Source organism: Pseudomonas sp. CHM02, assembly GCF_000612585.1.
GTDB lineage: Bacteria > Pseudomonadota > Gammaproteobacteria > Pseudomonadales > Pseudomonadaceae > Aquipseudomonas.
This window is the reverse complement of record NZ_JFCA01000009.1, coordinates 12,856-39,106: the sequence shown is the minus strand read 5'-3', so window position 1 is coordinate 39,106 and position 26,251 is coordinate 12,856. Positions and strand designations below refer to the sequence as shown.

Annotated in this window: 19 protein-coding genes; 6 read left to right on the top strand and 13 right to left on the bottom strand. The window is 62.9% G+C overall.

Annotated elements, in window-relative coordinates; genetic code table 11:
• Window positions 1-208 precede the first annotated feature (208 nt).
• The 5 genes from BM70_RS0106405 to BM70_RS0106385 all read left to right on the top strand — a co-directional run bounded on the left by BM70_RS0106405 (window position 209) and on the right by BM70_RS0106385 (window position 7,321).
• Entirely contained in the window at window positions 209-1,138 is a 930-nt protein-coding gene (locus tag BM70_RS0106405; protein WP_025855228.1) for a LysR substrate-binding domain-containing protein, read from the top strand.
• Window positions 1,139-1,649: 511 nt separating this feature from the next.
• Entirely contained in the window at window positions 1,650-3,074 is a 1,425-nt protein-coding gene (aldA, locus tag BM70_RS0106400; RefSeq protein ID WP_025855227.1) for an aldehyde dehydrogenase, read from the top strand.
• Between the two features lie 76 nt (window positions 3,075-3,150).
• A complete protein-coding gene (locus BM70_RS0106395) occupies window positions 3,151-4,461 on the top strand; it encodes a nitrate/nitrite transporter (RefSeq protein WP_025855226.1) in 1,311 nt (436 codons plus the stop codon).
• Window position 4,462: 1 nt separating this feature from the next.
• Window positions 4,463-5,680, top strand: a complete 1,218-nt coding sequence (locus BM70_RS0106390) for a mandelate racemase/muconate lactonizing enzyme family protein (protein ID WP_025855225.1) — start codon at window positions 4,463-4,465, stop codon at window positions 5,678-5,680.
• A 27-nt stretch (window positions 5,681-5,707) separates the two neighbouring features.
• Window positions 5,708-7,321, top strand: coding sequence for a GMC family oxidoreductase (locus tag BM70_RS0106385; protein WP_025855224.1), 1,614 nt, complete (start codon window positions 5,708-5,710; stop codon window positions 7,319-7,321).
• A 115-nt stretch (window positions 7,322-7,436) separates the two neighbouring features.
• Here the strand turns inward: BM70_RS0106385 and BM70_RS33025 are convergent, their stop codons facing one another.
• A complete protein-coding gene (locus BM70_RS33025; RefSeq protein WP_155952132.1) occupies window positions 7,437-7,598 on the bottom strand; it encodes a hypothetical protein in 162 nt (53 codons plus the stop codon).
• Here BM70_RS33025 and BM70_RS0106375 point away from each other — a divergent pair.
• The gene (locus tag BM70_RS0106375) at window positions 7,597-8,223 is read left to right on the top strand and encodes a transcriptional regulator (RefSeq protein WP_025855223.1); all 627 of its coding nucleotides are present in this window, start codon (window positions 7,597-7,599) and stop codon (window positions 8,221-8,223) included. The genes BM70_RS33025 and BM70_RS0106375 overlap by 2 nt on opposite strands.
• Window positions 8,224-8,311: 88 nt before the next feature.
• Here the strand turns inward: BM70_RS0106375 and BM70_RS0106365 are convergent, their stop codons facing one another.
• From BM70_RS0106365 to BM70_RS0106310, 12 genes are all read right to left on the bottom strand, one after another.
• Window positions 8,312-9,277, bottom strand: coding sequence for a threo-3-hydroxy-L-aspartate ammonia-lyase (locus tag BM70_RS0106365; RefSeq protein WP_025855222.1), 966 nt, complete (start codon window positions 9,275-9,277; stop codon window positions 8,312-8,314).
• A 70-nt stretch (window positions 9,278-9,347) separates the two neighbouring features.
• Entirely contained in the window at window positions 9,348-10,136 is a 789-nt protein-coding gene (locus tag BM70_RS0106360) for an ABC transporter ATP-binding protein (RefSeq protein WP_025855221.1), read from the bottom strand.
• An 11-nt stretch (window positions 10,137-10,147) separates the two neighbouring features.
• Window positions 10,148-10,909: an ABC transporter permease gene (locus tag BM70_RS0106355; RefSeq protein ID WP_025855220.1), complete on the bottom strand. Its 762-nt coding sequence runs from the start codon at window positions 10,907-10,909 to the stop codon at window positions 10,148-10,150.
• Window positions 10,910-10,917: 8 nt separating this feature from the next.
• Window positions 10,918-11,670, bottom strand: a complete 753-nt coding sequence (locus BM70_RS0106350; RefSeq protein ID WP_025855219.1) for an ABC transporter permease — start codon at window positions 11,668-11,670, stop codon at window positions 10,918-10,920.
• A gap of 203 nt (window positions 11,671-11,873) precedes the next feature.
• Window positions 11,874-14,339 carry a TonB-dependent siderophore receptor gene (locus BM70_RS0106345; protein WP_025855218.1) on the bottom strand — a complete coding sequence of 822 codons (2,466 nt, stop codon included), beginning with the start codon at window positions 14,337-14,339 and terminating at the stop codon, window positions 11,874-11,876.
• A 213-nt stretch (window positions 14,340-14,552) separates the two neighbouring features.
• Complete coding sequence (locus tag BM70_RS0106340; RefSeq protein ID WP_025855217.1) at window positions 14,553-16,793, bottom strand: TonB-dependent receptor; 2,241 nt, start codon at window positions 16,791-16,793, stop codon at window positions 14,553-14,555.
• A 322-nt stretch (window positions 16,794-17,115) separates the two neighbouring features.
• Entirely contained in the window at window positions 17,116-18,174 is a 1,059-nt protein-coding gene (locus BM70_RS0106335; protein ID WP_025855216.1) for an ABC transporter substrate-binding protein, read from the bottom strand.
• 123 nt (window positions 18,175-18,297) lie between these two features.
• Window positions 18,298-19,347 (bottom strand): ABC transporter substrate-binding protein, encoded by a 1,050-nt coding sequence (locus tag BM70_RS0106330; RefSeq protein WP_025855215.1) that lies wholly within the window; start codon window positions 19,345-19,347, stop codon window positions 18,298-18,300.
• 19 nt (window positions 19,348-19,366) lie between these two features.
• Window positions 19,367-20,518 (bottom strand): LLM class flavin-dependent oxidoreductase, encoded by a 1,152-nt coding sequence (locus tag BM70_RS0106325; protein ID WP_025855214.1) that lies wholly within the window; start codon window positions 20,516-20,518, stop codon window positions 19,367-19,369.
• 550 nt (window positions 20,519-21,068) lie between these two features.
• Window positions 21,069-22,913, bottom strand: a complete 1,845-nt coding sequence (locus BM70_RS0106320) for an ABC transporter ATP-binding protein (RefSeq protein WP_025855213.1) — start codon at window positions 22,911-22,913, stop codon at window positions 21,069-21,071.
• On the bottom strand, window positions 22,906-24,672 hold the full coding sequence (locus tag BM70_RS0106315; protein ID WP_025855212.1) for an ABC transporter ATP-binding protein: 1,767 nt from the start codon (window positions 24,670-24,672) through the stop codon (window positions 22,906-22,908). Before BM70_RS0106315 ends, BM70_RS0106320 begins: the two co-directional genes overlap by 8 nt.
• Window positions 24,673-24,748: 76 nt before the next feature.
• Window positions 24,749-25,981 carry an acyl-CoA dehydrogenase family protein gene (locus tag BM70_RS0106310; protein ID WP_025855211.1) on the bottom strand — a complete coding sequence of 411 codons (1,233 nt, stop codon included), beginning with the start codon at window positions 25,979-25,981 and terminating at the stop codon, window positions 24,749-24,751.
• Window positions 25,982-26,251: the final 270 nt, after the last annotated feature.

Below are 26,251 nucleotides of genomic sequence, written 5' to 3'. Positions count from 1 at the left end.
GAGATGCCTGCAGTTTTGTCATCCGTGCAAAGATCGACAAACGATAAATTCAGCGGTTAAACGTTCGTTAAATGCATGTTAGTCGGCGTGATGAGGGCGAGACGTCGAGATAGACGCCTTGGTTGATACAAAAAATCATGTTGGCTAGGAAAAATCCTACAGCTCGTGGGATGCTTGGCACCTCGTCAGTCGTATTCGAGTGCTCGCCATGAAACGCAAAATGCCCGGTCTCAACGCCCTCAAGGCCTTCGAAGTGGCCGGCAGTACCGGCAGTTTTACCCGGGCTGCGGAGTTGTTGAACGTGACCCAGAGTGCGGTCAGTCGCCAGGTCCGGCAGTTGGAAGAACAATTGGGCGAGCACCTGCTGGAGCGGCGCCACCACCATCTGGAACTGACCAGCGCCGGACGCGTATTGCTGCGTGCGCTGCACCAATCGTTCGACAAGATCGAGCTGACGGTGCGCAGTATCCAGCAGAAAACCCACTCCAATCGCTTGCACATCAACGCTCCGCCGACCTTCACCAGCCGCTGGTTGATGCCGCGCCTGGGGCGCCTGCGCGAAGCCCATCCCGAGCTTGAACTGAGCATCACCACGTGCTTGCAGGACAGCCTGGCGCAGACCAGCACGCTGGACTGTGCCATTCGGTTTGGCAATGGCGAGTGGGATGGGCTGGACAGTTCGCTGTTGATCCAGGAACGCCACATTGCGGTGTGTGCGCCGTCTTTGTATGCCCGGGAGTGCAGTGATGGCGTGGATCTGAATCGCATGACGTTGTTGCATGTGCTGGCCAGTGAGGATCAGCGTTACCTGACGTGGAAGCATTGGCTGGATGCGGCGCGGATCCACGGGGTGGATACCCAGGGTGGGTATGAGTTCGACTTGCTGGACCTGGCGATTCGGGCGGCTACCGACGGGCTGGGCATCACGATTGCCGACTGGCATATGGTGGCGGCGGAGTTGGCCTCGGGGCAGTTGACCCAGGTGCTGAATGTGCATGTGGAGGGGCATCAGTCGTATTGGCTGGTGACTCGGCCGGAGCAGACGGATATGCCGCAGTTGCAGGTGTTCGGGCGGTGGTTGCAGGAGGAGATCTGGTTGGCTCAGCGGCAGTTGGAGCCTTCGACTGCGGCTGTTTGATTGGGTACATATCCGTTGCTGCGGTAACGGCGGCTTAGGGTTCTGCCCTTACGGCGGTTCACTTGAATCGTTCCCTTGTAGGCGCCGGCTTGCCGTCGAAAAACGTGAGAACGCCGCGTTTATCCAGATGCCCGCATCATCGTTAACGACCATCGCAGGCAAGCCAGCGCCTACAAGGGACCGCGTTTCTGTCAGGCCGCTGTGCTCTTTCTTTTGACCTTGATCTTGGGCAGCCCCCAAATCACTGTCGGATCACAGGCACACCGAGTGTTGGGGCAGGAGCCCTTTTGGTCACTTTTGGCTGGGCCAGCATTCCGGGCTCCTTTCCAAAAGTGACACGCGGTAAGGGTGGAGCCCATATCAGCCATCACCCAAATAACGAATATGCACTCAACACCACCCCTAACCTGCATTTAACTCAAGTTACCCCACCCAATAAGTCGTTTGCACACCCCCCAAGCAAATACAAAACTGCATGTCACTCGCAAAACAACAACGTTGGGCAAACCACATGCAACTCGAGCGCAATTTCTACAACGGGCAGTTCGTCGAACCCGCCAGCGATGCCCTGATCGCCGTCTACAACCCTGCCACCGAAACCCTCGTCGGCCACGTCAGCGCCGCCACGCCGCATGAGGCGGTTGCTGCCGTCGACGCCGCTGCCATCGCCCAGAAGACCTGGGGCAAACTCACCAGCATCGAGCGCGCCGAACACCTGCGGGCCTTCGCCGATGCACTGGATGCCTGCGCCGACGCCATCGGCGCCGCCCTGGCCAGCGAATCCGGAAAAAGCGTCAGCGACGCCAGCAACGAAGCCCGCTACGCCGCGCAGATCACTCGCTATCATGCCGAATGGGCGCGGCGCATCGAAGGCGAGATCATCCCCAGCGATACCCCGGACGAAAACCTGTTCCTGCAACGCGAGCCGATCGGCGTCGTGGCCTGTCTGATCCCGTTCAACTACCCGGTCTACACCCTGCTGCGCAAAATCGCCCCGGCGCTGATCGCGGGTAACACCGTGGTGGTGCGGCCGAGCAACAACACCCCGCTGTCCGCGTTTGAAATCGCCAAGGCCGTGGTCAAGGCCGGGGTTCCGGCCGGTGTGATCAACATCCTCACCATGGACCATGCCACCGCTGCCAGCGTCTGTACCCACAAGGCCGTCGGCCTGATCACCCTCACCGGCAGCGTCAACGCCGGGCGCATCGTGCTGGATTACTGCAAGGCCAATATCGCCAAGCCGTCCCTGGAGCTGGGCGGCAAAACCCCGGCGATCATCGAGGCCGATGCGGACCTGGAAAAAGCCGCCAGCGCCATCGTCGCTTCCAAGACCACTCACTGCGGCCAACTGTGCACGGCGGTGGAGCGTGTGTACGTGCATGAGCGTGTCTACGACCCGTTCCTCGCGCTGCTGAAAAGCAAGATCAGCGCGGTGAAGTTCGGTGACCGGGCCACCGACGCAAGCCTGATGGGCCCGCTGGTCAACGCCAGCTCGCAAAAGAATATCCATGCCATGGTCGAGCGCGCCGTGGCCGCCGGTGCTGTACTGGAAACAGGTGGCGTGCTGCCTGAGGGCCCGGGCCATTTCTACCCGCCGACCTTGCTCAGCGGCTGCCGCCAGGACATGGAAATCATCCAGGAAGAAATCTTCGGCCCGGTGCTGCCGGTGCTCAAGTACCGCGATATCGACGAGGCGCTGAGCATGGCCAACGACCACCAGTTCGGCCTGTCGTCGGTGCTTTACACCGAGAACTACCGCACGGCGATGAAAGTGGCGAATGCCATCGAGGCCGGCGAGTTGTACGTCAATCGCACCCCGGCGGACCCTTACCAGGGCTTCCACGCCGGCTGGAAACGCTCGGGGCTGGGCGGCGATGACGGTAAGCACGGGATGCTCGAGTTCACCCAGACCCGCCTGGTGGTCATGAAGTACTGATTCACGAACACCCGCTGCACCTTTAATAAAAACAATTATCGGGGCACCCGTGCATCGGGTGCCTGAGGTCCGAATGATGTCCAAGCCTGCTCCCGTTGCCCAGGTTTCCGCTGCCGTGTCCGCGGCAAACAGCGACAAAGCCAGTCGCTATTTCCAATTGATGCTGCTGGTGCTCGCCGCAGGGGCGATCTACCCGATCCTCTACCTGCGCCAGGTCTACCAGACCACCATGCTCGACGTGTTCCACATCAACCACAGCGAGCTGGGCTACCTGTACTCCATGCTCGGCACGATCTTCCTGCTCAGTTACCTGCCCAGCGGTTGGCTGGCGGACCGCTTGCCCCCGCGTTTCCTGATCTTCTTCTCGCTGGTCGCCACCGGCGCGCTGGGCCTGTGGTATTCGACGGTGCCGTCGATGACCGGCCTGATGATCATCTTCGGTTGCTGGGGCCTGACCACCGGCCTGACGTTCTGGGCGTCGGTGCTCAAGCGCGTGAAGATGATCGCCCACCACACCGAGCAGGGCCGCTTCTTCGGCATCCTCGATGGGGGACGCGGACTGGTCGAGGCGTTATTGGCCACTGTCGCCCTGGGCCTGTTTGCCTACGCCACCGAAACGCGCAGTGAATCGGCCGCCGAAGGCTTCAAGCACGTGGTGTACCTGTATTCCTTCGTGTGCATCGCCATCGGTTGCGTGCTGGTGCTGCTCAAGGACCCCAAATCCATGGCCGAGACAGCCGCGGTGGAGAAGGGCAGGTTCAACCTGGTCGCCGACCTGGCCACCCTGGTAAAAATCCCCGAGCTGTGGCTGGTGACTGCAATCGTGTTCTGCGGGTACCACATGTTCTGGGCCACCTACAGTTTCTCCGACTACCTGCAAGGCAGCGGCATGACCGCCGTGATGGCCGGCACCATCACCACCATCAAGCTGTGGATGCGCCCCATCGGCGGCATCGGCGGCGGCTGGCTGGGGGACAAGTTCTCGAACATCTCGGTACTGATCGTCGCACTGGCGCTGGTGACCCTGGCCATGGTCGGGCTGATCGTGTTCCCTGCACTCAACAGCCTGGGCCTGCTGATCGGCACGGTGATCTTCATCGGCCTGATGACCTACGCGATCCGTGGGCTGTACTGGGCGATCCTCGACAGCTGCGACATCCCGCTGCGCATCACCGGCCTGGCGATCGGCATTGTCTCGGTGGTGGGTTACTTGCCCGACACCTTTATCCCGCTGATCAATGGCTACTTGACCGAGACCTACCCAGGCAAGGCCGGCTACAACCTGTATTTCGGCTACATCGCCTTCATCGGCGTGCTCGGCACCCTTGCGGCCTTGACCCTGCGCGCCCGAATCAATCGTAAAAAATTCAACCAGACAGGTGCCTGAGATGAAAATCGTCGCCCTTGAAACCCATATCGTTGCCGTCCCGCCGCCGCACATCGGTGGCATGTACTGGCTGTTCGTCAAGCTCAAGACCGACTGCGGCATCGAAGGCGTCGGTGAGATCTACGCAGCCACTTTCGGCCCCAAGGCCATGCTGCCGATCATCGAGGACGTGTTCGAACGCTACCTGCTCAACCTTGACCCGCACCATATCGAGCGTTTCTTCCGCCAGGCGTATTCGAGCGGTTTCACCCAACGCCCGGACCTGACCATGATGGGCGTGGTCAGCGGCCTGGAAATGGCCTGCTGGGACATCATTGGCAAGGCCGCCAACAAGCCGGTCTACGAACTGCTCGGCGGCAAGGTCAACGAGCGCCTGCGCTCCTACACCTACCTGTACCCGGTCAACAGCAAGGGCGAGTACGACTACGACGACCCGGACCTGGCCGCCGAGTGCGCCATCGAGAACATGAACAAAGGCTTCACCGCCGTGAAGTTCGACCCGGCGGGCCCTTACACCGCGTACTCCGGCCACCAGATCTCGCTGGAAGTGCTGGAACGCTGCGAGACCTTCTGCCGCAAGATCCGCGAAGCGGTGGGCGACAAGTGCGACCTGCTGTTCGGCACTCACGGGCAGATGGTGCCCTCGTCGGCGATCCGCCTGGCCAAGCGCCTGGAGAAATACGACCCGCTGTGGTTCGAAGAGCCCGTACCACCGGGCCAGGAAGACGCCATGGCCCAGGTCGCGGCCAAGACCAGCATCCCGATTGCCACCGGCGAGCGCCTGACCACCAAGTATGAGTTCTTCAAGCTGCTGCAGGCCGGCGGCGCTTCGATCCTGCAGATGAACGTGGCGCGCTGCGGCGGGCTGCTGGAAGCCAAGAAGATCGCCAGCATGGCCGAGGCCTACTACGCGCAGATCGCGCCGCACCTGTACAACGGGCCGATTGGCGCGGCGGCGAGTTTCCAGTTGGCCACCTGCACGCCGAACTTCCTGATCCAGGAATGCATCATGACCTGGGGCGGCTTCCATGCCGAAGTGCTGACCAAGCCATTGCAATGGGAGGACGGCTACATCATCCCGCCCACCGAGCCGGGCCTGGGGGTGGAGCTGAATATGGACGTGGTGCGCAAGCACACGCCGTACACCGGCGAGCGCTTGCACCTGCAAATGGCGCCGACTCCGGCTGACGTGAAAGACACTTCGCCCGCCAAGGGCTAAAAAAAACGACTGATGCGGTAACCGTGAATGACATATGACTACATCATCGCCGGCGCTGGCGCCGCAGGCTGCGTCCTCGCCAACCGGCTGTCCGCCTCGGGCGAACACTCCGTGTTGCTGCTGGAAGCCGGCGGCAAGGACAGTTCCTGGTGGTTCAAGATCCCGGTCGGTTTCGCCAAGATGTATTACAACCCGACCTTCAACTGGATGTACTACAGCCAGCCGCAAAAACAGTTGGCGGGCCGCGAGATCTACGCGCCACGCGGCAAAGTGCAGGGCGGCTCGGGCTCGATCAACGCGATGATCTACGTGCGCGGCCAGGCCCATGACTTCAATGACTGGGCCGCCAACGGCAACGACGGCTGGGGCTTCAAGGACGTGCTGCCGTACTTCCGCAAGCTGGAAAACCACCCGTTGGGCGACACCGAGTACCACGGCGGCAGCGGCCCGATCAGCATCACGCCGATGAAGGGCCAGACCCACCCGATCTGCGACGTGTTCCTCAAGGGCTGCGAACAGCTGGGCTATGCCCACAGCGACGACTTCAACGGCCCGAACTTCGAGGGTGCGGGCCTGTATGACGTCAACACGCGCAATGGCGAACGCTGCTCCAGCAGCTTTGCGCACCTGCACCCGGCGCTCGGTCGCCCGAACCTGACCGTGGAGCTGCATGCCCTGGTAGACCGCGTGCTGTTCGACGACCAGCAGCGCGCCACCGGCATTGCCGTCACCCAACACGGCGTGGCCCGCACCTTCACTGCGCGCAAGGAAGTGATCCTGTGTGCCGGCGCGGTGGACACGCCGAAGATCCTGCAACTGTCCGGCGTGGCCGACCAGAAACTGTTGGCCGAGCACAACATCCCATTGGTCAAACACCTGCCGGCCGTGGGTGAAAACCTGCAGGACCACCTGTGCGCCAGTTACTACTACAAGGCCAATATCCCGACGTTGAACGACGAACTCAGTTCGCTGTTCGGCCAGTTGAAACTCGGCCTCAAGTACCTGCTGACCCGCAAGGGCGCGCTGGCGATGAGCGTCAACCAGGCCGGTGGTTTCTTTCGCGGCAACGATGAGCAGAAAGACCCGAACCTGCAGTTGTACTTCAACCCGCTGTCGTACCAGATCCCGAAAAACAACAAGGCCAGCCTCAAGCCCGAGCCGTACTCAGGCTTCCTGCTGTGCTTCAACCCGTGCCGGCCGACCAGCCGCGGCACCATCCGCATCGCCTCGAAAAACCCACGGGACGCGGCGTTGATCGACCCCAACTACCTGAGCACCCAGAAGGACATCGACGAGGTGATCCAGGGCAGCCGGTTGATGCGCAAGATCATGCAGGCACCGGCGCTCAAGAGCATCACGGTCGATGAGGTGTTGCCCGGCCAAGCGGTACAAACCGATGAGCAGATGCTGCAATACTTCCGCGAAAACAGCGGCTCGATCTACCACCTGTGCGGCTCCTGCGCCATGGGCTCGGACCCGCAGGTCTCGGTGGTGGACAAGCGCCTGAAGGTGCATGGTCTCGAGGGGCTGCGCATCGTCGATGCGTCGATCTTCCCGAACGTGACCTCGGGCAATACCCACGCGGCTGTGTTGATGGTAGCGGAGAAGGGCGCTGACCTGATCCTGGAGGATGCCCGCTGATACCTTGTAGGCGCCGGCTTGCCGGCGAAAAACGTGAGGGCGCTGCGTTCATTCTGGGTTCCCGCGTCATCGTTGGCGACCATCGCCGGCAAGCCAGCTCCTACAGTGGGACGTATCAGAACTCTTCGGTTCCGCACCGTGAATATGCGGTCTTGTAGGCGCCGGCGAGGCTGTCGGTGATCAGCGTCAAGGCGCAGGTGTCTAAGGCTGCGGCGCCACTGTGGGGGACAGTGCTGAAATTGACGGCCTGTCCATGACTGGATATGTTGTCTTGCATGAAAAACACCTCTCCCAACGATACTCACCTGATCAGCCAGCTCGAACAGATCGCCGAAGGCTTGAGCAAGACCTTCAGCCCGTTCTGCGAAGTGGTGCTGCACGACTTGCGTGACCCGCAGCACTCGATCCTGGCGATCCATAACAACCTGTCCGGACGTGCACCGGGCGACCCGACCACCGAGTTGGGCCTTGCGCGCATTGCCGACCCCGAGTACCCGCAAGTCATCGCCAATTACCAGAACCAGTTCAGCGACGGCCGCCAGGTCAAGAGCACGTCGATCGGCATCAAGGGCGCCGGCGGCGAGTACGTCGCGGCCTTGTGCATGAATGTCGATCTCTCGTTGTTCCGGGGCTTGCAGGGCATGCTCGAGCAGTTTGGCTCGGTCAGCGGCGACAAGCTCATCGAATCCCTGGACCCTTCGGGCGCCGACGTCATTCGCGCCCGTATCGACCAGTTCGCCGCACGCCTGGCGACCACCCCGCGTGCGTTGAAAACCGCAGACCGGCGTGTGCTGATGAAAGAGCTGAAAGACTCAGGCTGCCTGGACATTCGCCGGGCCATGGAAACCGTGGCCTCACACCTGGGTGTCTCGCGCGCGGCGGTCTACACCTACGCCAAGTAGCGCGCTATCGCGTCAATCTCGACCCGATAGCCGATGGCCAGGGCGTAATGCCCGGCAGGCAGGGAGGTCGTCGAGGTCTGGATGCTGTTCATGGGGCCTCGCTGAGCAGGGCGGCATACGTGTCGATATCGACATTGCCGCCAGTGACGATAATGCCCACCCGCTGGCCCCTGAACCGGTCTCCTTCGTTGAGCAAGGCAGCCAGGCCCAGGCAGCCTGTGGGCTCGACCACCATTTTCATGCGCTGCATGAAGAACTTCATCGCCCGCACCAACTCGGCATCCGACACGGTGAGGATGTCGTTGACGTTGTCACGGATGATCGGGAAGGTGTAATTGCCCAGGTGTTGGGTCTGGGCGCCGTCGGCAATGGTCTTTGGCGTGTCGATATGCACGATGCTGCCGCTGCGCAACGAGCGCTGGCCGTCATTGCCGGCTTCCGGCTCCACGCCATACAGCAGGCAATCCGGCGACAAGGCTCGAGTCGACAACGCTGTACCCGAGAGCATGCCACCGCCGCCGAGGCCAACGAACAAGGCATCCAGCGGCCCGGTGGACGCCAGCAGTTCCTTGGCAGCCGTGCCTTGCCCGGCGAGGATGTGCGGATGGTCGTAGGGCGGGATCAGGGTCAGGCCCTGTTCAGTGGCCAGGTTGCGGCCGATCTGCTCGCGGTCTTCAGTGAAGCGGTCATACAACACCACGCTGGCGCCATATTCACGGGTGGCGGCGACCTTGGCGGCCGGTGCATCGGTGGGCATCACGATGGTCGCCGGGATGCCCAGTAACTGCGCCGCCAGCGCAATGCCCTGGGCGTGGTTGCCGGATGAAAACGCCACCACGCCGGCTTTGCGCTGCTGCGGGTCAAACTGCGACAGGGCATTGAACGCGCCGCGAAACTTGAACGAGCCGGCGCGTTGCAGGTGTTCACATTTGATGAACACCTGCGCACCGGTCAGCGCGTCGAGGGTGCGCGAGGTGAGCACCGGCGTCGGGTGCGCAACACCTTCCAGGCGTTGCGCAGCCTCGATGACGTCTTGATAAGTGGGCGATGGCATGGGCGGACCTCGTTATCTTGTTTTGGATAAAGTATCCAGAACAAGACATTCTGTAAAGGTCTGCCTGGGTTCAGTGGCCCACCAGTTCCTCGAGCAATTGCTCCTTGTAGCCCTGCAACACCGGCGAGGCGCGATCCCTTGGGTGAGGTAGATCCACCTGGATTTCATGCCTGATCCGGCCCGGATGGGCGTCCATCACAATCACACGGTCGCCCAGGTACAGCGCTTCCTCGATGTCGTGAGTGACCATGATCACCGTGCACCGCTGCTGCACCCAGATGCGTTGCAGCTCGCGTTGCAGGTGCACGCGGGTCAGGGCGTCGAGGGCGCCCAGGGGTTCGTCCAGCAACAGCACCTTGGGCTTGTTGATCAGCGCCCGGGCAATCGCCGCCCGCTGCGCCATGCCGCCGGAGAGCTGGTGCGGGTAAGCGTTTTCAAAGCCGCTGAGGTTGACCAGGGCGATATGCTCGGCCACCTGGCGATCCTTCTCGGCCTGGGTCAGCTTGTGGTTTTTCAGCGCCAGGGCGATGTTCTGGCTGACGGTCATCCACGGGAATAACCGGTGGTCCTGGAACACGATCCCGCGTTCCAGGCTGGTGGCGGCGATGCGTTTGCCGTCCAGCAGAATGTCGCCTTCGTATTCGGCTTCCAGCCCGACGATCAGGCGCAACAGGGTGGATTTGCCACAGCCGCTGGCGCCGACAATGCTGACGAACTCGCCGGGACGCACGTCGAGGTGGATGTTCTGCAACACTGGCAGCGAGCGGCCTTCGATCCGATAGGCTTTGTTCAGGCCACGAATCTGCAGCGCACCGGTCTGCACGTGCTGGTGGAGGGAGTGGTGGGCGATTGCATTCATATCGAGGCCTTTCAACGGAGGTTGCGCCAGCGCAGCAGGTGACGGCTTAAAAGGGTAAACAACAGGGTCATCAGGTAGCCGAGCAGCCCGATGCACAGCACGCTCAGCACGATGACTTCCATGCGTGAGCCGGCTTCGGCGTTCATCATCAGGTTGCCCAGGCCGGCACCGGAGGACAGGAACAGCTCACTGCCGATGGCCGTCACCCAGGCGAAGGCCAGGGCGTGCAAGACACCGGTGGCAATGCTCGGCAGCGCTGCCGGCAACAGCACGTGGGTGAACTGCTGCCACCGGGTCAGGACCAGCACCTGGCCGACTTCGCGGTAGCGTCGCTCCACATGGCTGAAGCCCTGGTAGGTGTTGAGCACCATCGGGTAGAACGCCGCGAGGGTGACGATCAGCACCTTGGAAAACTCGCCATTGCCGAACCACATGGCAATCAGCGGGATCCAGCCGAGCATCGGCACCTGGCGAATCGAGTGGAACAGCGGGCCGATCAGGCGGTTGGCCACGCTGGACAGCGCCATCAGCACCCCCAGTGTCACGCCGAACAGAATGCCCAGCACCAGGCCGCTGCTGGTGCGGGCCAGGCTGGCGAGCAGGTTGACCAGAAGTTCGCCGTTGCCGAGCATTTCCAGCAACGCCGAACCGATCGCCGCCAATGGCACGAAGGCATAGGCACCAGCGGCGTCCTGGCGTGAAGCGTATTCCCAGGCGAGCACCAGCAGCAGCGGCAGCAACAGCCCTCGGGCTTTTTTCAGTAGAGGCAGCATGGGGACTCCTAGCGGGTTTGCCAGCGGAACAGGCGTTGTTCGAGGCGGCGAAACGCGTAGTCGAGGGCAAAACCGATCAGTCCGGTGATCACCACGCCGACCATCACCACATCGATGCGCAGCATCTGCCGGGCCATTTCGATCATCTGCCCCAGGCCGCTGTCGGCCGCCAGCAACTCGGTAGCCACCAGCACCACCCAAGCGCGGGTCAGGCTGATGCGAAAGCCGGTGATGATCGGCGGCGCGGCGGCGGGCAGGGCCACCAGGCGCACAAACGTTGGCCAGCGCAGACGGTACACGTCGGCGACGTCGAAATAGCTGCGCGGGATGCCGCGCACGCCTTCACCGGCCGCCAGGGCGACCGGGAAAAACGCGGTCTTGGCGACGATGATGATCTTGAAGGTTTCGTCGATGCCGAACAGCAATACAAACATCGGGATCAACGCAATGCTGGGGATCTGCCGCAGGGTATGGAACAGCGGCCCGCAATACACCTCGACGTTCTTCGACAAGGCCATCAGCACGCCGAAGGCCAGGCCGCACAGTGAGCCGATGCCAAACCCCAGGCCCAGGCGCGACAGGCTGTTGCCCAGATGGTCGAGCAGTTCGCCGCTGGCGAGCAGTTGCTCGAAGGTTTGCAGTACCTGGGCGGGCGGTACCAGCAGGTTGCGCGGGAAAATGCCGAGGTGGGCCACCAGCGTCCAAACGGCCAGCAGGGCAAGGGGCGAGATAAGCCAGGTGAGTTGTCGAAGGAGGCGCATGGCAGGTCTTAATTCAGCTGAATACCCAGCAGCTATCGCAAGACATGTGCCACAACCTGAAGGCGCCGGCTTGCCGGCGATGGAGCCCTGTGGATGTACGTAATTGCTGGGGACGCCATCGCCGGCAAGCCGACTCCTACAGGGGGGTAACTGCAAGAATGGTGATCGGGTGCTGCTGGAGCAGCACCCATTCAGCAGTCCCCTCAGAAGTCGTAGCTCACACTGGTGTAGTAGAACGCCCCTTGTGCGCCTTCCGGACTGGTGATCGAGTACTTTGGCACGCCGTACAGCTGCGCACCGTCGGCCTTGTCCGGATGGGTGTCGAACAGGTTGATTGCGCCCACCGAGACTTTCACGCCCTTGTGGAAGGTGTAGGACAGGTCCAGGTCCGTGACCCATTGCGGGCTGAAGGTCTGGTCGAGTGCCGGGTTGGTGGCGTTGAGGCTTTTCCATTCGCCATAACGGCGCTGGGCCACGGTCACGGCCCAGTGCTCATACAACCAGTTGGCGCTCAGGGTCAGCTTGGTGTCCGGCGTGCCGTCCTCGATCAGGCCCTGGGTGTTGCGCCCGACAATCTGCGAGCCCTTGATATTGCCCACGTCGCGCAAGCCGGTGATGGTGGTGTTGTTCTTGGCAAAGCCGCTGCTCAGGTTCAGGCGGCCCCATTGCTGCAGATCCCACTGGTAATTGCCGGTCAACTCGACGCCGTCGGTACGGGTGTCCGCGACATTGGTGTAGAACGCCGCGCTCTGGATATTGGCGTAGGGCGTGCCGGCGAAGATCGGCGTGACCACGCTGGCGGGCAGTTGATCGGACAGGGTGATGCGGTTGTCGATGTTGATGCGGTACGCGTCCACTGTCACCGAAGCGTTTGCCAGCGGGCGCCATACCAGGCCGAGGGAATAGTTGGTCGATTCCTCAGGCTTGAGCGCCTTGCCGCCGAGCGCCTGGGCTTCCGGGCTGTTGGCGCGCAGTGTGCGCTGCTGCACCTCGACATAGTTGCCGCTGCCCGGCGGTTGCTCCACCACCTGCACACTGAACGACGACATGCCGCTCTGCACCAGCGATGGCGCACGGTAACCGGTACTGGCCGTGGCCCGCGCGGCGATCTGCGGGGTGAAGTCATAACGCAGCGACAGCTTGCCGTTGGTGGTGTCGCCAAAGTCCGAGTAATGCTCGGTACGCACTGCCACGCCGGCCTGGAATTTCTCGGTGATCTGGCCTTCCACGTCGATGTAGGCGCCGAGGACCTTGCGGTCCAGCGAGGCCGCGTCGACCTGGGTGATGCCCGAGTAGTAACCGGGAATGCGTCGTCCGGTGATCGGGTCGACAGTGTTGAACAGCGGCCCGTTCTGCCAGCCGGCGGCTTCACCCGCGCTCAACTGGTAGTTTTCCTTGCGCCAGGCCAGGCCCGCCGACAGGGTCAGCGGCTTGAACAGCAGGTCGGTAGGGAAGTCGCGCACCCAGTCCAAGGTCAGGTTGGTCTGGTCGTTTTCGCGTTCGCCGGTGTAGATTTTCGACGGGCTGTCCACGCCATAGCTGGGGTTGATCGCATTGCGGTCGGCGGACTTGAGCGTGTTGTTGCCGTGGTTCAACGCCAGGTCGAATTTGCCCAGTTGCTCGTTCTCGAAGCGCAGGCCGCCGGTGACGGCATAGTCTTCCAGGCCATAGCGGGTGATCGGCAAGCGACCGTCCGGGTAGCGCTGCAACGCCGTGCTGCCGTAGTTGTTGCGCAGGGTTGTGGGCGGGTCGAAGAAACCTTCGGCGTCGGTGTTCTTGTGTGAGTAGGTGGCAAAACCATAGGCGGTCAGCCCTTCGCCGATGCCGATCTCGCTGTTGGCGACGAAGTTGTACTGGTCCGACACGTTGCCCGAGCCCCAGCGCCAGGTGCGGTAGCGGTTATTCTGCTCGCGCGGCGTGTTGACGCTGGTATCGCCGGGGTAAAAGATCCGGTTATCGGGGTTGGTGTCGCTGGCGGGGTCCTGGCTGCCGGCGTCGAAACTCAGGGTGAGGAAGCCATCGTTGGGCAGCGCGAAGCCTTTCCAGCCGCTGAGTTTGCGCTGGATGCCGTCGCCCTTGTCATAGCCGCCGAAACGGTAGCCGAGGTTGCCGCCGTCGTCGTTTTCCTTGAGCACAATGTTGATCACCCCGGCGATGGCGTCGGAGCCGTACTGCGCGGCGGCGCCGTCGCGCAGGATCTCCACGCGCTGGATCGCACTCAAGGGAATCAGGCTCAGATCCACCGCCGCCGCGCCACGCCCGTTCACCAGGCTCTGACGCGTGATGTTGGCGCTGCTGTGGCGGCGCTTGCCGTTGACCAGCACCAGCACCTGGTCGGAGGCCAGGCCACGCAGTGAGGCGCCCTGGGCGATGGAGCCGGCAAATGCTCCTTGCGGCGACTGCGGGAAGTTGAACGACGGCGACAGGGCGGTGAGGGCGCCGGACAGGTCGGTGGCGCCGGTCTGCTGCAATTGCTCGCCGGACAGTACATCCACCGGCGCGGCGCTTTGCAGGGCGGTCAGGTCGCTGCGGCGGGTGCCGAGTACCACGACGGTGTCGAGGTGATCATTCTTTGCAGTGGGCTGGCTGTCGTCTGCGGCAAAGACAGGCACGGCAAGGCTGCCCATGACCAGCGCGATGGCGCCGGCCAACGGAGTACGTTGGAACATAAAAGTAGTCCTTTCAACAGTTGAACGTTGGCGTCTGCGCGCCGGGCTCTATTGCCGTGCCGATGAGATCAAAGGTGGGAGCTGGCTTGCCTGCGATAGCGCTGGGTCAGACGATGACCTTGTCGGCTATGCAATCGCCTTCGCAGGCAAGCCAGCTCCCACAGTTGATCGGTGTCGTTTGGGAGAGCCGGTTTTGGCAGTGAGTTAGGGGGGTTAGAAGCGGCTGGTCACGCTCAGGCCCACGGTGCGTGGGTCGCCGTAGGTGATCACGTATTGGCCCAGGCCACCGTTTGGCCGGCCATGGACCTGGTAGCGGCGGTCGGTGAGGTTGTTGACGAAACCGGTGACGCTGAGTTTTTCGTCAGGGCTGTACCAGGTCAGGCGGCTGTTGGCCAAGGTGTAGTGGGGTTGGCTCAGGTCCTTGTCGGCGCTGCTCTGGCGGTCGGCGAGGAAGTATTCCTTGTCACGGAAGCTCACGTCGGCACCGGCCACCAGCTTGCCGCCGATTTCCAATGGGATGGTGTAGTCGCCACCCAGGGATACCACATTGCGCGGCGAACGCACGAAGCTGTTGCCGCTGTAGTCACCGGTGACCGCGCCGGTGTTGGGGTTGGTGTTCTTGAAGTCGGTGTATTCGGTGTCGAGGAACGAGATCGCTGCGCGCAGGTGCAGGTAGTCGGTCGGCTGGCCTTCCAGCTCCAGCTCCGCGCCCTTGACCTTGCCCTTGGCGCCGTTGGTCAACGCGGTGGTCAGTACACCGTTGTTGACCGTCAGCAGGTTCACCTGAATATCCGAATAGTCGTAGTAGAAGATGTTCGCGTTGGCCGTCAGGCGATGGTTGAACCACTCTGATTTCACCCCGAATTCATAGGCGTCGAGTTGTTCCGGGTCCACCGTGGTCAGCTGCGACAGGCTGGTGGACAGCCCGGTGTTGAACCCGCCGGAGCGGAAGCCATGGGCGTAGCGGAAGAACACGCGTACGTTGTCGTTGATGCGGTATTCCGGAGTCAGGTCGTAGGTCCAGGCTTCCCAGGTCTTGTCTTCCTGGCGGTTGCCGTTGGTGCCCACACCGGCCAGGAGGATCAACGGGCCGTTGGCGGTGGCGCGGGTCAGCTGGGTGAGGCTGAGGTCGATGTCTTTCTTTTCCTGGGTCCAGCGCAGGCCACCGGTGACGCTGAAATTGTCGGTGAAGTCGTAGCTCAGGTTGCCGAACAGCGCGTAGCTGTCGGTCTTGTGGTCGTAGCTCAGGTCACGGAAATCCGTGGCACCGTTGATCTGGTTGGAGCCGGTGCCGTTCGGTGTCGGGCCGGGCTGGATAAAGCGCCCGGCAGTGCTGTCCAGGTCCTCGTGGAAATAGTGCGCGCCCGCCAGCCAGCGCAGGGTTTCCTGCTGGGGCGAGGCCAGGCGGATTTCCTGGGAATACTGGCTGTACTTGTTGTCGGCGGTGGAAGTGCCGTTGACCTCGTACGGCGTGTAGTCGGCGTCGCTGCTGGACTGGCCGCGAATATAGTCATAGGCGCTGATGGACGTCAGCGTGTAGTCGCCCAGGTGCCAGTTGAGGGTCAGCGAGGTGCCGTCATGGTTGAGCTTGGAATCGTCCTTGACGTTCTGCGCGATATTGCGTCCGAGCGGACGCTGGTAGCCCACGTTGTAATAGCGCCCCAGGGTCAGCGCACCGTTGGCACCATCCCCCTTGAACTCGCGGCTGTGGATCTTCCACAGCGCGTCCAGGTCATCGTTGAGCTGGGCGAAGAACTGCAGGCGCACGGCCTTTTTGTCGACGTCGCCGTAGGTGTGATCGTCCACCAGGTTTTTCTGGAAGCCATCGCGTTCCTCGGAATACAACGAGATCCGCGCCGCGAGTTTTTCATCCACTAGCGCGCCGCCCAACGCGCCGCTGAGGATGCGTTCGTTCTTGCTGCCAAAGCCGAGGGTGCCGAAACCGTCGGTGTCGAAGGTCGGTTTCTTCGAGATGATATTCACCGCGCCCGCCGTGGTGTTCTTGCCGTACAGCGTGCCCTGAGGACCGCGCAGGATCTCGATACGCTCCAGGTCCCACAGCGGCCCGCCGCCGGCAATCGGCGCATTCAGGTAGACGTCATCGGCATAGATGCCCACCGGGTATACGGTGGCCGCGCCGGTATCGCCGGTGCCCAGGCCACGGATGTACCAGCGCGGGCGGCCGTCGCCGTCCGGGTTCTTGGCCGAGGCGTTGGGAATGAAGGTGGTGATGTCGCCCATGTTGCGCACGCCGTCGGCGACGATATTGGTGCCCTGGACCGCCGACACCGCCACCGGAACCTCTTGCAGGGTTTGCTCGCGGTGTTGTGCGGTGACGGTCACGGTCTTGAGTGACGGCTCGGTCTTGCTGGTGTCTTCGTCAGCGGCTTGGGCGCCACCGGCAACCAGCAAAACGAGCCACAGGCCCTTGGTGATTGGATTGATGTTATGCATTGCAGTCTCCCCCGGAAAATGTGTCCTTGAAGGGGGTAGAGCAGAGATCGTGCCAAGAGGATTTAAGGGTGAATACAAGCCTTTAACGTATTGAAAATTAATGATTTTAAAATACGGCGTGACGAAAATAACCTGCCGAAAAAAGGCCTTTGAACAGGCCTGTGGAACAATCAGCAAAAAGTGCTTGGAGGGTGCTGCTGGAGCAGCAGGGGAGGTGTTGCCTGGCCAACATTGCAAGAGCCCGACTTGCCGGCGTTGGCGGTCTCGAAAACGCCATCGCCGGCAAGTCGGGCTCCTGCAAGGGTGATGTGTGATGCCAGGGTTAAACGGCGACGCGAGAGGTGGAGCCGATGACTTTTTCCAGCACGCTGAAGTCGATCCAGTCGCGCACATCGAAGCGCCGGGGGATGAAGTTCCAACGGAACAGGAAGTCGGTGAAGTCCTGCAGCGCTTCGATCGAGCGTGAGTCGAGGGTGGTACGCAAGCGGCGATGGGCGTCCTCGCCATACGCCGCCGTGACCCAGTACTCGCTGGTATTGAGTTCCTTGGCAAGAAAGCGCCGGGTTTCATCCGGGTTGGCCCAGGCCCATTGCTCGGTGCGCAGCACGGTGTCGACGATCTTCACGCTGGCGTCGAAATGTTCCGTCAGCAGGTGGGTATCCACTGTGAGGGTGCGTGGCGTGCCGTTGTTGGAACGGATCAGCGGGTCCGGGTGGGAGCCGGTGTCGACCACCACATGCAGGCCGAACTCGTTGGCCAGATGCACGGCATGCGCACCCTTGAGGAAGATGGCATCGATGTCGCCGCGCAGCAGGCCGATCAGTTCATTGTTGCGCCGGCTGAAACGGCTGACGCCCAGGCTGACTTCCGGGCCATACACGTAGGACGTCTGGTTGTCGCTGTAGGTACCGCCGTAGGGGTAGTCCACCAACTCCACATCCGAGACGTTCAGGCCTTCGAGCTTGAGGGCGTTTTCCAGGCCACGCAGCGCCTGGGCGCGGGTGAAGTCGATTTGCACGTTGGCCCACTTCGGCAGGCCGAAGCGCCGGTTCTTCAGGTCGCGCACGCTCTTCACGCCGCTTTCGGCAGTAGTCAGGATCAGCTGTACTTCGTCGCTCCACGACAGCCCCAGCACGCGGGTTTCGACACCGCTGGCGTAGGCCCAGATCGCCGGGATGTTGCCGCCGTGGCGCACCGAGTTCTGCAGGTGATGGTCATAGTGGGCTTCGCGTACTTCCCGTTCGGTGGATTCGCGCAGCGACTGGATATTGGTGCCGTAGGGCAAAAAGGCTTCGGCCAGTCGCCCGGATTGCACCGCGATGCCAAGCCCGGTGGGGACCGGGCTGTGGGTGTACCAGAGAGTATCGAGTGGTTTGCTCATAAAATTCTTCGTTCAAATCCATGAAGCCTTCTGTAGGAGCCGGCTTGCCGGCGATGGCGGCCTTGAGTATTGCAAAAAATTCAAGCGCGCTATCGCCGGCAAACCGGCGCCTACAGGGGCGGGTTAGCCGGCGAGTGCGGTTTTGCCGTCGAGCAGCGCATTCAACGGCCGTGCATCGATCCATTCGCGCACATCGAAGGTCTGCGGGATAAAGCGCCAGCGGTGCAGGAAGTCGGTGAAGTCCTGCAGCGCGGCAATCGCTTGTTCATCCAGTTCGGTTCGCAGGCGCAGGTGTGCATCGTCGCCATAGGCGGCGGTGACCCAGTATTCGCTGCTGTTGGTTTCGCGGGCCAGGTAGCGGCGCGTGTCTTCCGGATGGGTGTGGGCCCATTGCTCGGCACGCAGCACCGAATCGAGGATGCCGGTGGCCACGTCGAAATGCTTGTCCAGCAGGTTCAGGTCCACTGCCAGGGTGCGCGGCGTGCCGTTGTTGCTGCGGATCAGCGGGTCGGGATGGGCGCCGGTGTCGATCACCGTGTGCAGGCCGAAGTCATGGGCATGCTGCGCCGCACTGGCACCCTTGAGGAAGATCGCGTCGACTTCGCCGCGCAGCAGGCCGATCAGCTCCAGGTTGCGCTCAGTCACCTGTGCATTGACCGGCGTGCCGGCGATGTTGCGTACCGCGCTGTCGCTGAAGGTGCCGCCATAGCGGAAGTTCTTGAGCTTCACATCGCCGACTTTCAAGCCTTCCAGCGACAACGCATTTTCCAGGCCGCGCAGGGCCTGGGCACGGGTGAAATCGATCTGTGCGCCGGCCCAGTCCGGCAGGCCGAAGGTACGGCCCTTGAGGTCCTTGACGGTCTTGATGCCGCTGTCCTGGCGGGTCAGGATCAGTTGCACTTCATCCGCCCAGGACAGGCCGATCACGCGGGTTTCACGGCCCTGGGCGCGCGCCCAGATCGCCGGGATATTGCCGCCATGGCGCACGGAATTTTGCAGGGTATGGTCGAAGTGCGACTCGCGCACCGCCTTGTCATTCGATTCGCGCAGCGACTGCACCTCGGTGCCGAGGGCGCCGACGGTGTCTTGCAACCAGCCTTTCTGCACGGCAATGCCCAGGCCGGTGGGAACGGGACAGCGGGTGTACCAGAGCGTGTCGAGAGGTTGTGTCATCAAGGAATCTCCCCAGCAGTCAGGCGCTGGCTTTCAAGGGTTGGATGGCCGGGCGTTGGTGCACCAGCGGCAAGACTTCCTGGCCAATGCGCAGGGCTTCTTCCAGGTGCGGGTTACCGGCGAGGATAAAGGTCGAGAAGCCGGCGTCGCGGTATTCCACCAGGCGCTCGGCGATGTTTTCGTGGCTCCCCACCAGGCCGACGGTCGGGCCCGGCTTGGCCTTGGCAAACCCGGCCCACAGGTTGGGGCCGATGATCAAGTCATCAAAGCGGTCGACGTTCTGGTGGTAGGCGGTTTGCCGCGCAGCGCCCACCGAGTCTGAACCGCTGGTGAAGCCCTTGGCGACCGCACTGGTCTTGCCTTCGAGCTTGTCGAACTGGCGACGCAGGTCTTTCCAGGCCAGCTCTTCGGTCTCGCGGGCGAACAGGTCGACACGCAGCCCGAAACGCACGGTGCGGCCCTGTTTGTCGGCCAGTTCGCGCACTCGATCAATGTGTGGCTTGAGCTTGTCGATGGGCTCGGCCCAGTTGAGGTACACGTCGGCATGCCGGGCAGCCACGCCCAGGGCGGCATCGGAGAAGCCGGAGAAGTACACACCCGGCTTGCGCTCATTGTGCAGGCCGGCGGGCAGGGCGCCGTTTTCCAGTTGGTAGATATCGCCGTCGTAGGAGAATTTTTCGTTTTCCCAGAGGCCCTGGATAATGTCGAGGAACTCGCCGGTGCGCTTGTAGCGCAGGTCATGTTCGAGGAAATCGCCATTGGCGCGTTGGCTGGCGGGGTTGCCGCCGGTGATGATGTTCCACTCCAGGCGGCCACGGCTGAGGTTCTGCAGGATCGCGGCCTGTTGTGCGGCGTAGGCGGGCAGGGTCCAGGTGGCCTGGAACGCGATCAGGAACTTGATGCGCCGGGTTTCCCGGGCGAGCGCGGCGGCGGCGATCCACGGCTCGGGGCCGGTGGGCAACAGGGCACCTTCGAACCCGGCGAGTTCGGCGGCCTTGGCGACCTGGGCGATGTAGTCGATGTAGGTGAAATCGTCGGGCTCGCCGTTGGGCAGGCGGCCCGGGGCGATGTGACCGGGGCGGTAGTTCGGGTTACCACGGTTGTGCTTGTCGGTGGTCAGTTGCGGGCCGTCGGTGCCCAGGGGTAGGCGCCAGAAGAATTCAGTGCTCATGGGTGCTCCTGATTTGAGTCGTGCAGGGGGCTTGGACCTGATTGAGGGGATGCGTGCAACGGGCATGCCATTGGGGTTGGGGTCAATGGTTGCTGGGGGTTGGTGGTGGTTTTGGGGGGAGGGTGCTGCTGTAGCAGCACCTTTGCAGCAGTGGGTGTTTGGGGGGCAGCAGGGGGTGGGGTACATATCCGTTATTTGGGTAACGGCTGGTATGGGGTCCGCTTTTACAACGGGTCACTTTGGAAAAGAGCCGGAATGCCGGCCAGCGTGTTTAATGGGGCGCCTAAGATCAAAAGCGGCGGCCTTAGAGCCGACCGATGAAAGCCGATCTCGGCCAACGTGTAGGAGCCGGCTTGCCGGCGATGGCATCACCTCGGTGTGCCTGATGTACCGAGGCGCCTGCATCGCCGGCAAGCCAGCTCCTACACGTATCTGCCTTTGAACCAACCACTCAGGCCGGCTGTCAGGCCGCCGTGCTTTTGATCTTGATCTTAGGCGTCCCGTTAAACACGCTGGCCGGAGTGAGGGCGGAACCATAAGACGCCATCACCTAAAGAACCAGCACATCCCCCTCACTCACATGGGCACTGCGCAAATACGTCTGATACAACGCCGCATACGCCCCCCCCTGAGCGATAAGCCGCCCATGCGGCCCCAACTCCACCACCTGCCCATGTCTGACCACCGCGATCCGATCCGCATCGCGAATCGTCGCCAATCGATGCGCGATGATGATCGCCGTCCGCCCTTCGCACAGCCGCCGCAACGCCCGCTGAATCCGCCGCTCCGTATGAATATCCACCGCCGAAGTCGCCTCATCCAGCACCAGCACCGCCGGATCTGCCAGATACGCCCGCACCAGGCACACCAGTTGCCGCTGGCCATGGCTCAAGTGCGCCCCCAGCGGACCAACTTCGGTGTAGTACTGATGAGGCAAGCGCTCCAGCACTTCATCGGCGCCCAGCTCGCGGGCGGCGGCGATCAGGGTGGCGTCGTCGGCCAAAGGCGCAGCCAGGCGCAGGTTGTCGAGGATGCTGCCGCTGAACAGCACGTTGTCCTGCAGCACCACGCCGACGTGGCGGCGCAGGGTGTGTTGAGTCAGGTCGCGTACGTCGATGCCGTCGAGTCGCACGGCACCGGTCTGGGCCTCGTAGAAGCGCGTCAGCAGCTGTACCAGGGTGCTTTTGCCGTGGCCGGAGGGGCCGACAATCGCGAGTACTTCACCGGCCGGTATATGCAGGTCCAGACCGTTGATCACCGGCGCCTGTCCATAGCTGAAGCCTACGTGGTCGAAATGCACCTCGCCTCGCGCGCGCTGCAATGGGTGCGGCTGGGAGCGGTCGAGGATGTGCGGGGCAGTGTCGAGCAGCAGGAAAATCCGCTGGGCCGACGCCGAGCCCGTGGCGTAGCGCTCGAACAAGTCCGACAGTTCCTGCAAAGGGCCCAGGAACAGAAACACGTAGAACAGGCTTTCCGCGACCTGGCCGACACTCACATCGCCCGCCGCCAGGCCATACGCGCCCACCAGCAGCAACAACGCGATGCCCGCCGAGCTGAGCAGCGCCGTGAACGGTGCGAACCACGACGAGCGCAGGCTGCCGCGAATCAGCGCCTGGTTGAAGTCATCCAGCAGCACGCGATAACGCTGCAGGTTGGGTGTTTCCTGGGCGCACTGTTGCAGCAGGCGCGCACCGCTGACGCTTTCCACCAGGTGGGCGGTAAAGCGACTGCGGTTTTCCGCGACCTTGGCCCAGTTGCGCTGGGAGATACGCTTGAAGCTCCAGGTGGCGAGCACCAGCAGCGGCACTGTTGCTACCAGGCTCAAGAAGAACCGCGGGTCGATGCGCCACAGCATCACCGAGGCCAGGCCGCAGCGCAGCAGGGCACCGAGCAGTTCCGGCGGGCCTTGGATCACCAGGGGCTCCAGTGCGTCGACGTCGCGGTCGACCCGGGAAATGATGCGCCCGGCGCGGGTCTGGTCGAAGTAGCTGACGCTCAGGCTTTGCACATGGGCGAACACCTGCACGCGCAGGGCATTCAGCACGCGGATCGCCGCGCCGCCTGCCACGAATTGCGAGACCCCGGCCAGCAGGAAGCGCACCAGCCAACTCGCCGCCAGGCCGAGGCCCAGCCACAGCACCAGGCGCTCGTCCAGCAGCCAGTGATCGGCCTGTTGAACCAGCCCGCGGTCGAGCAGTTCGCGCACGAACCAGGGGCGCAGGAACACGGTAATCACCAGCAGGATTTCGATGCCGATGACCGCGATGATCTGGCGGCGAATCGGCCGCAGCAGTGGCAGCAAGCGTTTGAACATGCCGCGATCCAGGGCTTTTTTCGCGAGCATTTCTTCTATTTCGATATCGCTCAAGGCTTTGCCTGGCAGTGGGTTAGCCATGGTCGATCCCCAACAGGTCGCGGTAATGCGCATGCGTGGATTGCAGGTCGGTGTGACGACCCTGGGCGGTGATCCTGCCGTCGTCCAGCATCAGCACGCGGTCGGCCAGCAAGATGGTCGAGAGTTTGCTGGAGATCACCAGCACCGTCGTGCCGTGCAACTGCCGCAAGTTGTTCAGCACCTGGCGCTCGCTGATGGCGTCGAGGGCGCTGGTGGCGTCGTCCAGGCACAGGAAGTCCGGCGTGCCCAGCAGTGCGCGGGCCAGGCACAAGCGCTGGCGCTGGCCACCGGACAGGGTCACGCCCCGATCACCCAGCGGGGTTTCCAGGCCTTGGGGCAGGCGCTGCAGCACGTCTTCGGCGGCTGCCAGGTGCAAGGCTTTGCGCAGTTGTTCGTCGCTGGCGTCGGGCGCGGTCAGGCGCAGGTTGGCGGCGAGCGTGCCGGCGAACAGGAAACTTTCCTGGGGCACCACATGCACCCGGCGGCGCAGCGAGCCCAGTTGCAGCTCGCGAATGTCCTGCCAGCCGTTGGCATCCGAACCCAGCAACAGGCGCCCGGCCGTCACGTCGCTGAGGCGCGGCAACAGGCTCGCCAGCAGGCTCTTGCCGGTGCCGGTGGCGCCGACCAATGCGACGATTTCGCCGGGCTGCAAGCTCAGCGAGCAGTCATGCAGAATGTCGCGGCCGCCGCCCGGCGCCGTCACGCTGACATGCTCCAGCTTGAGCCCCAGCGGGCCGGCAGGCAGGGCGCCGTTGCCGCTGCGAATCGCGGCCGGTGCATCGAGTAATTGCCAGATGCGCTCGGCGCTCGCACGCGCGTCGGCAAAGGTCTGCATCACCCGGCCAATGCCTTCGATACGGAACACCAGCGTGGTGGCGATCAGCAGGGACGTGACCAGTTCGCCAATCCCCAGTTGCCCGGCGGCGACCAGATGCGCGCCGTACACCAGGATCCACACATGCCCCAACGCAACCACCGCCTGGGGCAGCGGAATGCGCGAACTGGAATACGCCAGTGCCTGGCGTGCCAACGATGCAAACACCGCGACCTGATCGGCAAAGCCCTGGATACGCTGCTGTTCCAAGGCGAATGACTTGATCACGCGTACGCCGCCAATGCCTTCGCTCAGGTCCTGATTGACACGGTCATAGGCACTGCCGACCGCCCGGTCCAGACTCACCAGGCGCTCGGTCTGGCGCACGAAAATCCACAGCCCGGTGACCGTCAGCAACAACGGCACCAGACCCAGCAGCGGGTTGTACCAGCCCAGCAGGCCGACCGTGGCCAGTACCACCAGTGGGGTTTCCACCAGTTGCCGCCAGAAGGTGATCAGGGCGTCGCGAACCTTGTCGGCGTCGCGGGTGGTGCGGGTGATCATCTCGCCCATGCCATGCTGCCAGTGATAGCCCAGGTGCAGGCTTTGCACCTGGGCCAGGATGCGTTCGCGCAGGCGCGTCAGCAGCGCCTGGCTGATTACCAGCGACAGCACGCTGGCGATGTATTGCAACACGCCGCGCCCCAGGGCCACGGCGAACATCAGCCCCAGCCAATACCAGCCGAGGCGGGCATCCAGGCTGCCGTCAGGCTGGGGGACCACGGCGCGGCCGGCACTCACGTCATTCACCGCATGCCCGATCAGCCATTGCTGCCAGACCAGCCCCAGGTTGATCGCCACATACAGCGTCGCCACCAGCGCGAACCGCCAGGGCATTTCCCGGTAGATCGCCAGGCTGCGTAAAAGAGGGTGTTGTTCAATCATGAAAAGCTCATAGACATAAACGGGGGGATGCCGGACCTGTAGGAGCCCGGCAAGCCGGGCTCCTACCGGTAGGGTTTTATGTGCGGGTGGCGCCTTGGGTTTCCTTGGCATTCAGGATCGCGGTGTACTCGCCTGGGTCCACCCCGTTGAGGTAGTAGTTGCCCACGTGGTGCAAACGCCAGCGGATCGGGTCATGGGTGGTGTGCACGCGGGCGTTGCGCCAGAAGCGGTCCAGGTTCCATTTGCTCAGCGACGAACTGGCCCCCAGCAACGAGAAGATATCGCTGGAAATCTTCAGCGAAGCGCTGTCGGAATGCGCACGCGCGGTGGCGACCGAGAGGATCAACTCGTCCTGCAGCGCTTTGTTCTCCGGGTCCAACTCATGGGCATCAAACACCCGCGCGGCATCGCGCAGCAGCGATTCGGCGGCGCGCAGGGCCACGGCGTATTCGCCGATCTGCTTGATGATGTGCGGTTCTTCGTTGGCGTGGTCGACGCCGCTTTCCACCCACGGGCGCGCGTTGTGCTTGAGATAGTCCACGGCGGCTGCCAGGGCGCCGGCGGCGATGCCGGTGTCGATGGCCGCATGAAGGATCTGCGGAAACGTCAGCCCGGTGCGTTTCATCGGGCCCTTGCGCCGTGACACGTAGTCTTCATCCAGCAAGATATTGTCGAAATTCACCGTGCCACTGACCGAGTTTTTCTGGCCGAAGGCGGCCCAGTCATCCACCAGCGTGAGGCCCGGTGCATTGCGGTTGAGCAGCACGCCGGCGCCGCCATCGTCCGAAGCGGCGGTGAGCGAGATCCATTCGGCCAGGTAAGAACCGGTGGAGTAGAACTTGCTGCCATTGAGTACCAGCGCGCCGTCCTCACGGCGCTCGACACGGGTCTTCAATGCGAACTTGTTCTTGCCGCCGACCTCGGCCAGGGCATTGCCGAAGCGCTTGCCGGCCAGCACGTCGCTGACCAGTCGATCACGCACCACATCCGGATAACCATTGAAAATCCCGCGCAGCATCACGTTGTGGATTTGCAGCAGTTGCCCGACACCGCCATCGGCCACCGAGATAATGCGCACGGTCTCGACGATGGTCTGCACCGAAGCGCCCAGCCCGCCAAAGGCCTTGGGCACGCCGATGGCGGTGATGCCGCTGTCGGACAGCAGTTGCGCCTGGCGCCATGGCAGTTGGCCGTTTTGTTGGTGGTCGGCGGCGATGGCGGCGATTTCCACCGCGATCTCCTTGGCAGCGGCGATGGCCTCGGCTTCGCTGTGCAGTTGGCGTACGGGGGCCTGTTCAAACGTAGTCATGCATTCATCCTTCTGGTTTGGTTCGCTCCCCGCCTTGTAGGAGCCCGGCTTGCCGGCGATGGCGTTTTCACGGACGTCATCGCCGCCGTGCGACGCTTCGACAAGCCGGGCTCCTACAGGGGGTTGCGGTGCTGGGAGGGGCTTGAGCAAGTTCCAAGCCAATGTGCAAAGCCCCGCTATGCGGGGGCTCTGCGGGTGGGGGTGCTGCTGGGGAAGCAGCCTGGGCAAACGACTGCTGGTGCAGCAGCAGTGCTGTTGGCAGGTCAGCAG

Bases quoted from the DNA above. Each gene is read 5' to 3' on its own strand.
- aldA (WP_025855227.1), top strand. From the start codon at position 1,650: ATGCAACTCGAGCGCAATTTCTACAACGGGCAGTTCGTCGAACCCGCC.
- BM70_RS0106310 (WP_025855211.1), bottom strand. From the start codon at position 25,981: ATGACTACGTTTGAACAGGCCCCCGTACGCCAACTGCACAGCGAAGCC.
- BM70_RS0106375 (WP_025855223.1), top strand. From the start codon at position 7,597: ATGAAAAACACCTCTCCCAACGATACTCACCTGATCAGCCAGCTCGAA.
- BM70_RS0106335 (WP_025855216.1), bottom strand. From the start codon at position 18,174: ATGAGCAAACCACTCGATACTCTCTGGTACACCCACAGCCCGGTCCCC.
- BM70_RS0106355 (WP_025855220.1), bottom strand. From the start codon at position 10,909: ATGCTGCCTCTACTGAAAAAAGCCCGAGGGCTGTTGCTGCCGCTGCTG.
- BM70_RS0106390 (WP_025855225.1), top strand. From the start codon at position 4,463: ATGAAAATCGTCGCCCTTGAAACCCATATCGTTGCCGTCCCGCCGCCG.
- BM70_RS33025 (WP_155952132.1), bottom strand. From the start codon at position 7,598: ATGCAAGACAACATATCCAGTCATGGACAGGCCGTCAATTTCAGCACT.
- BM70_RS0106315 (WP_025855212.1), bottom strand. From the start codon at position 24,672: ATGATTGAACAACACCCTCTTTTACGCAGCCTGGCGATCTACCGGGAA.
- BM70_RS0106365 (WP_025855222.1), bottom strand. From the start codon at position 9,277: ATGCCATCGCCCACTTATCAAGACGTCATCGAGGCTGCGCAACGCCTG.
- BM70_RS0106395 (WP_025855226.1), top strand. From the start codon at position 3,151: ATGTCCAAGCCTGCTCCCGTTGCCCAGGTTTCCGCTGCCGTGTCCGCG.
- BM70_RS0106330 (WP_025855215.1), bottom strand. From the start codon at position 19,347: ATGACACAACCTCTCGACACGCTCTGGTACACCCGCTGTCCCGTTCCC.
- BM70_RS0106405 (WP_025855228.1), top strand. From the start codon at position 209: ATGAAACGCAAAATGCCCGGTCTCAACGCCCTCAAGGCCTTCGAAGTG.
- BM70_RS0106320 (WP_025855213.1), bottom strand. From the start codon at position 22,913: ATGGCTAACCCACTGCCAGGCAAAGCCTTGAGCGATATCGAAATAGAA.
- BM70_RS0106325 (WP_025855214.1), bottom strand. From the start codon at position 20,518: ATGAGCACTGAATTCTTCTGGCGCCTACCCCTGGGCACCGACGGCCCG.
- BM70_RS0106340 (WP_025855217.1), bottom strand. From the start codon at position 16,793: ATGCATAACATCAATCCAATCACCAAGGGCCTGTGGCTCGTTTTGCTG.
- BM70_RS0106345 (WP_025855218.1), bottom strand. From the start codon at position 14,339: ATGTTCCAACGTACTCCGTTGGCCGGCGCCATCGCGCTGGTCATGGGC.
- BM70_RS0106385 (WP_025855224.1), top strand. From the start codon at position 5,708: ATGACATATGACTACATCATCGCCGGCGCTGGCGCCGCAGGCTGCGTC.
- BM70_RS0106360 (WP_025855221.1), bottom strand. From the start codon at position 10,136: ATGAATGCAATCGCCCACCACTCCCTCCACCAGCACGTGCAGACCGGT.
- BM70_RS0106350 (WP_025855219.1), bottom strand. From the start codon at position 11,670: ATGCGCCTCCTTCGACAACTCACCTGGCTTATCTCGCCCCTTGCCCTG.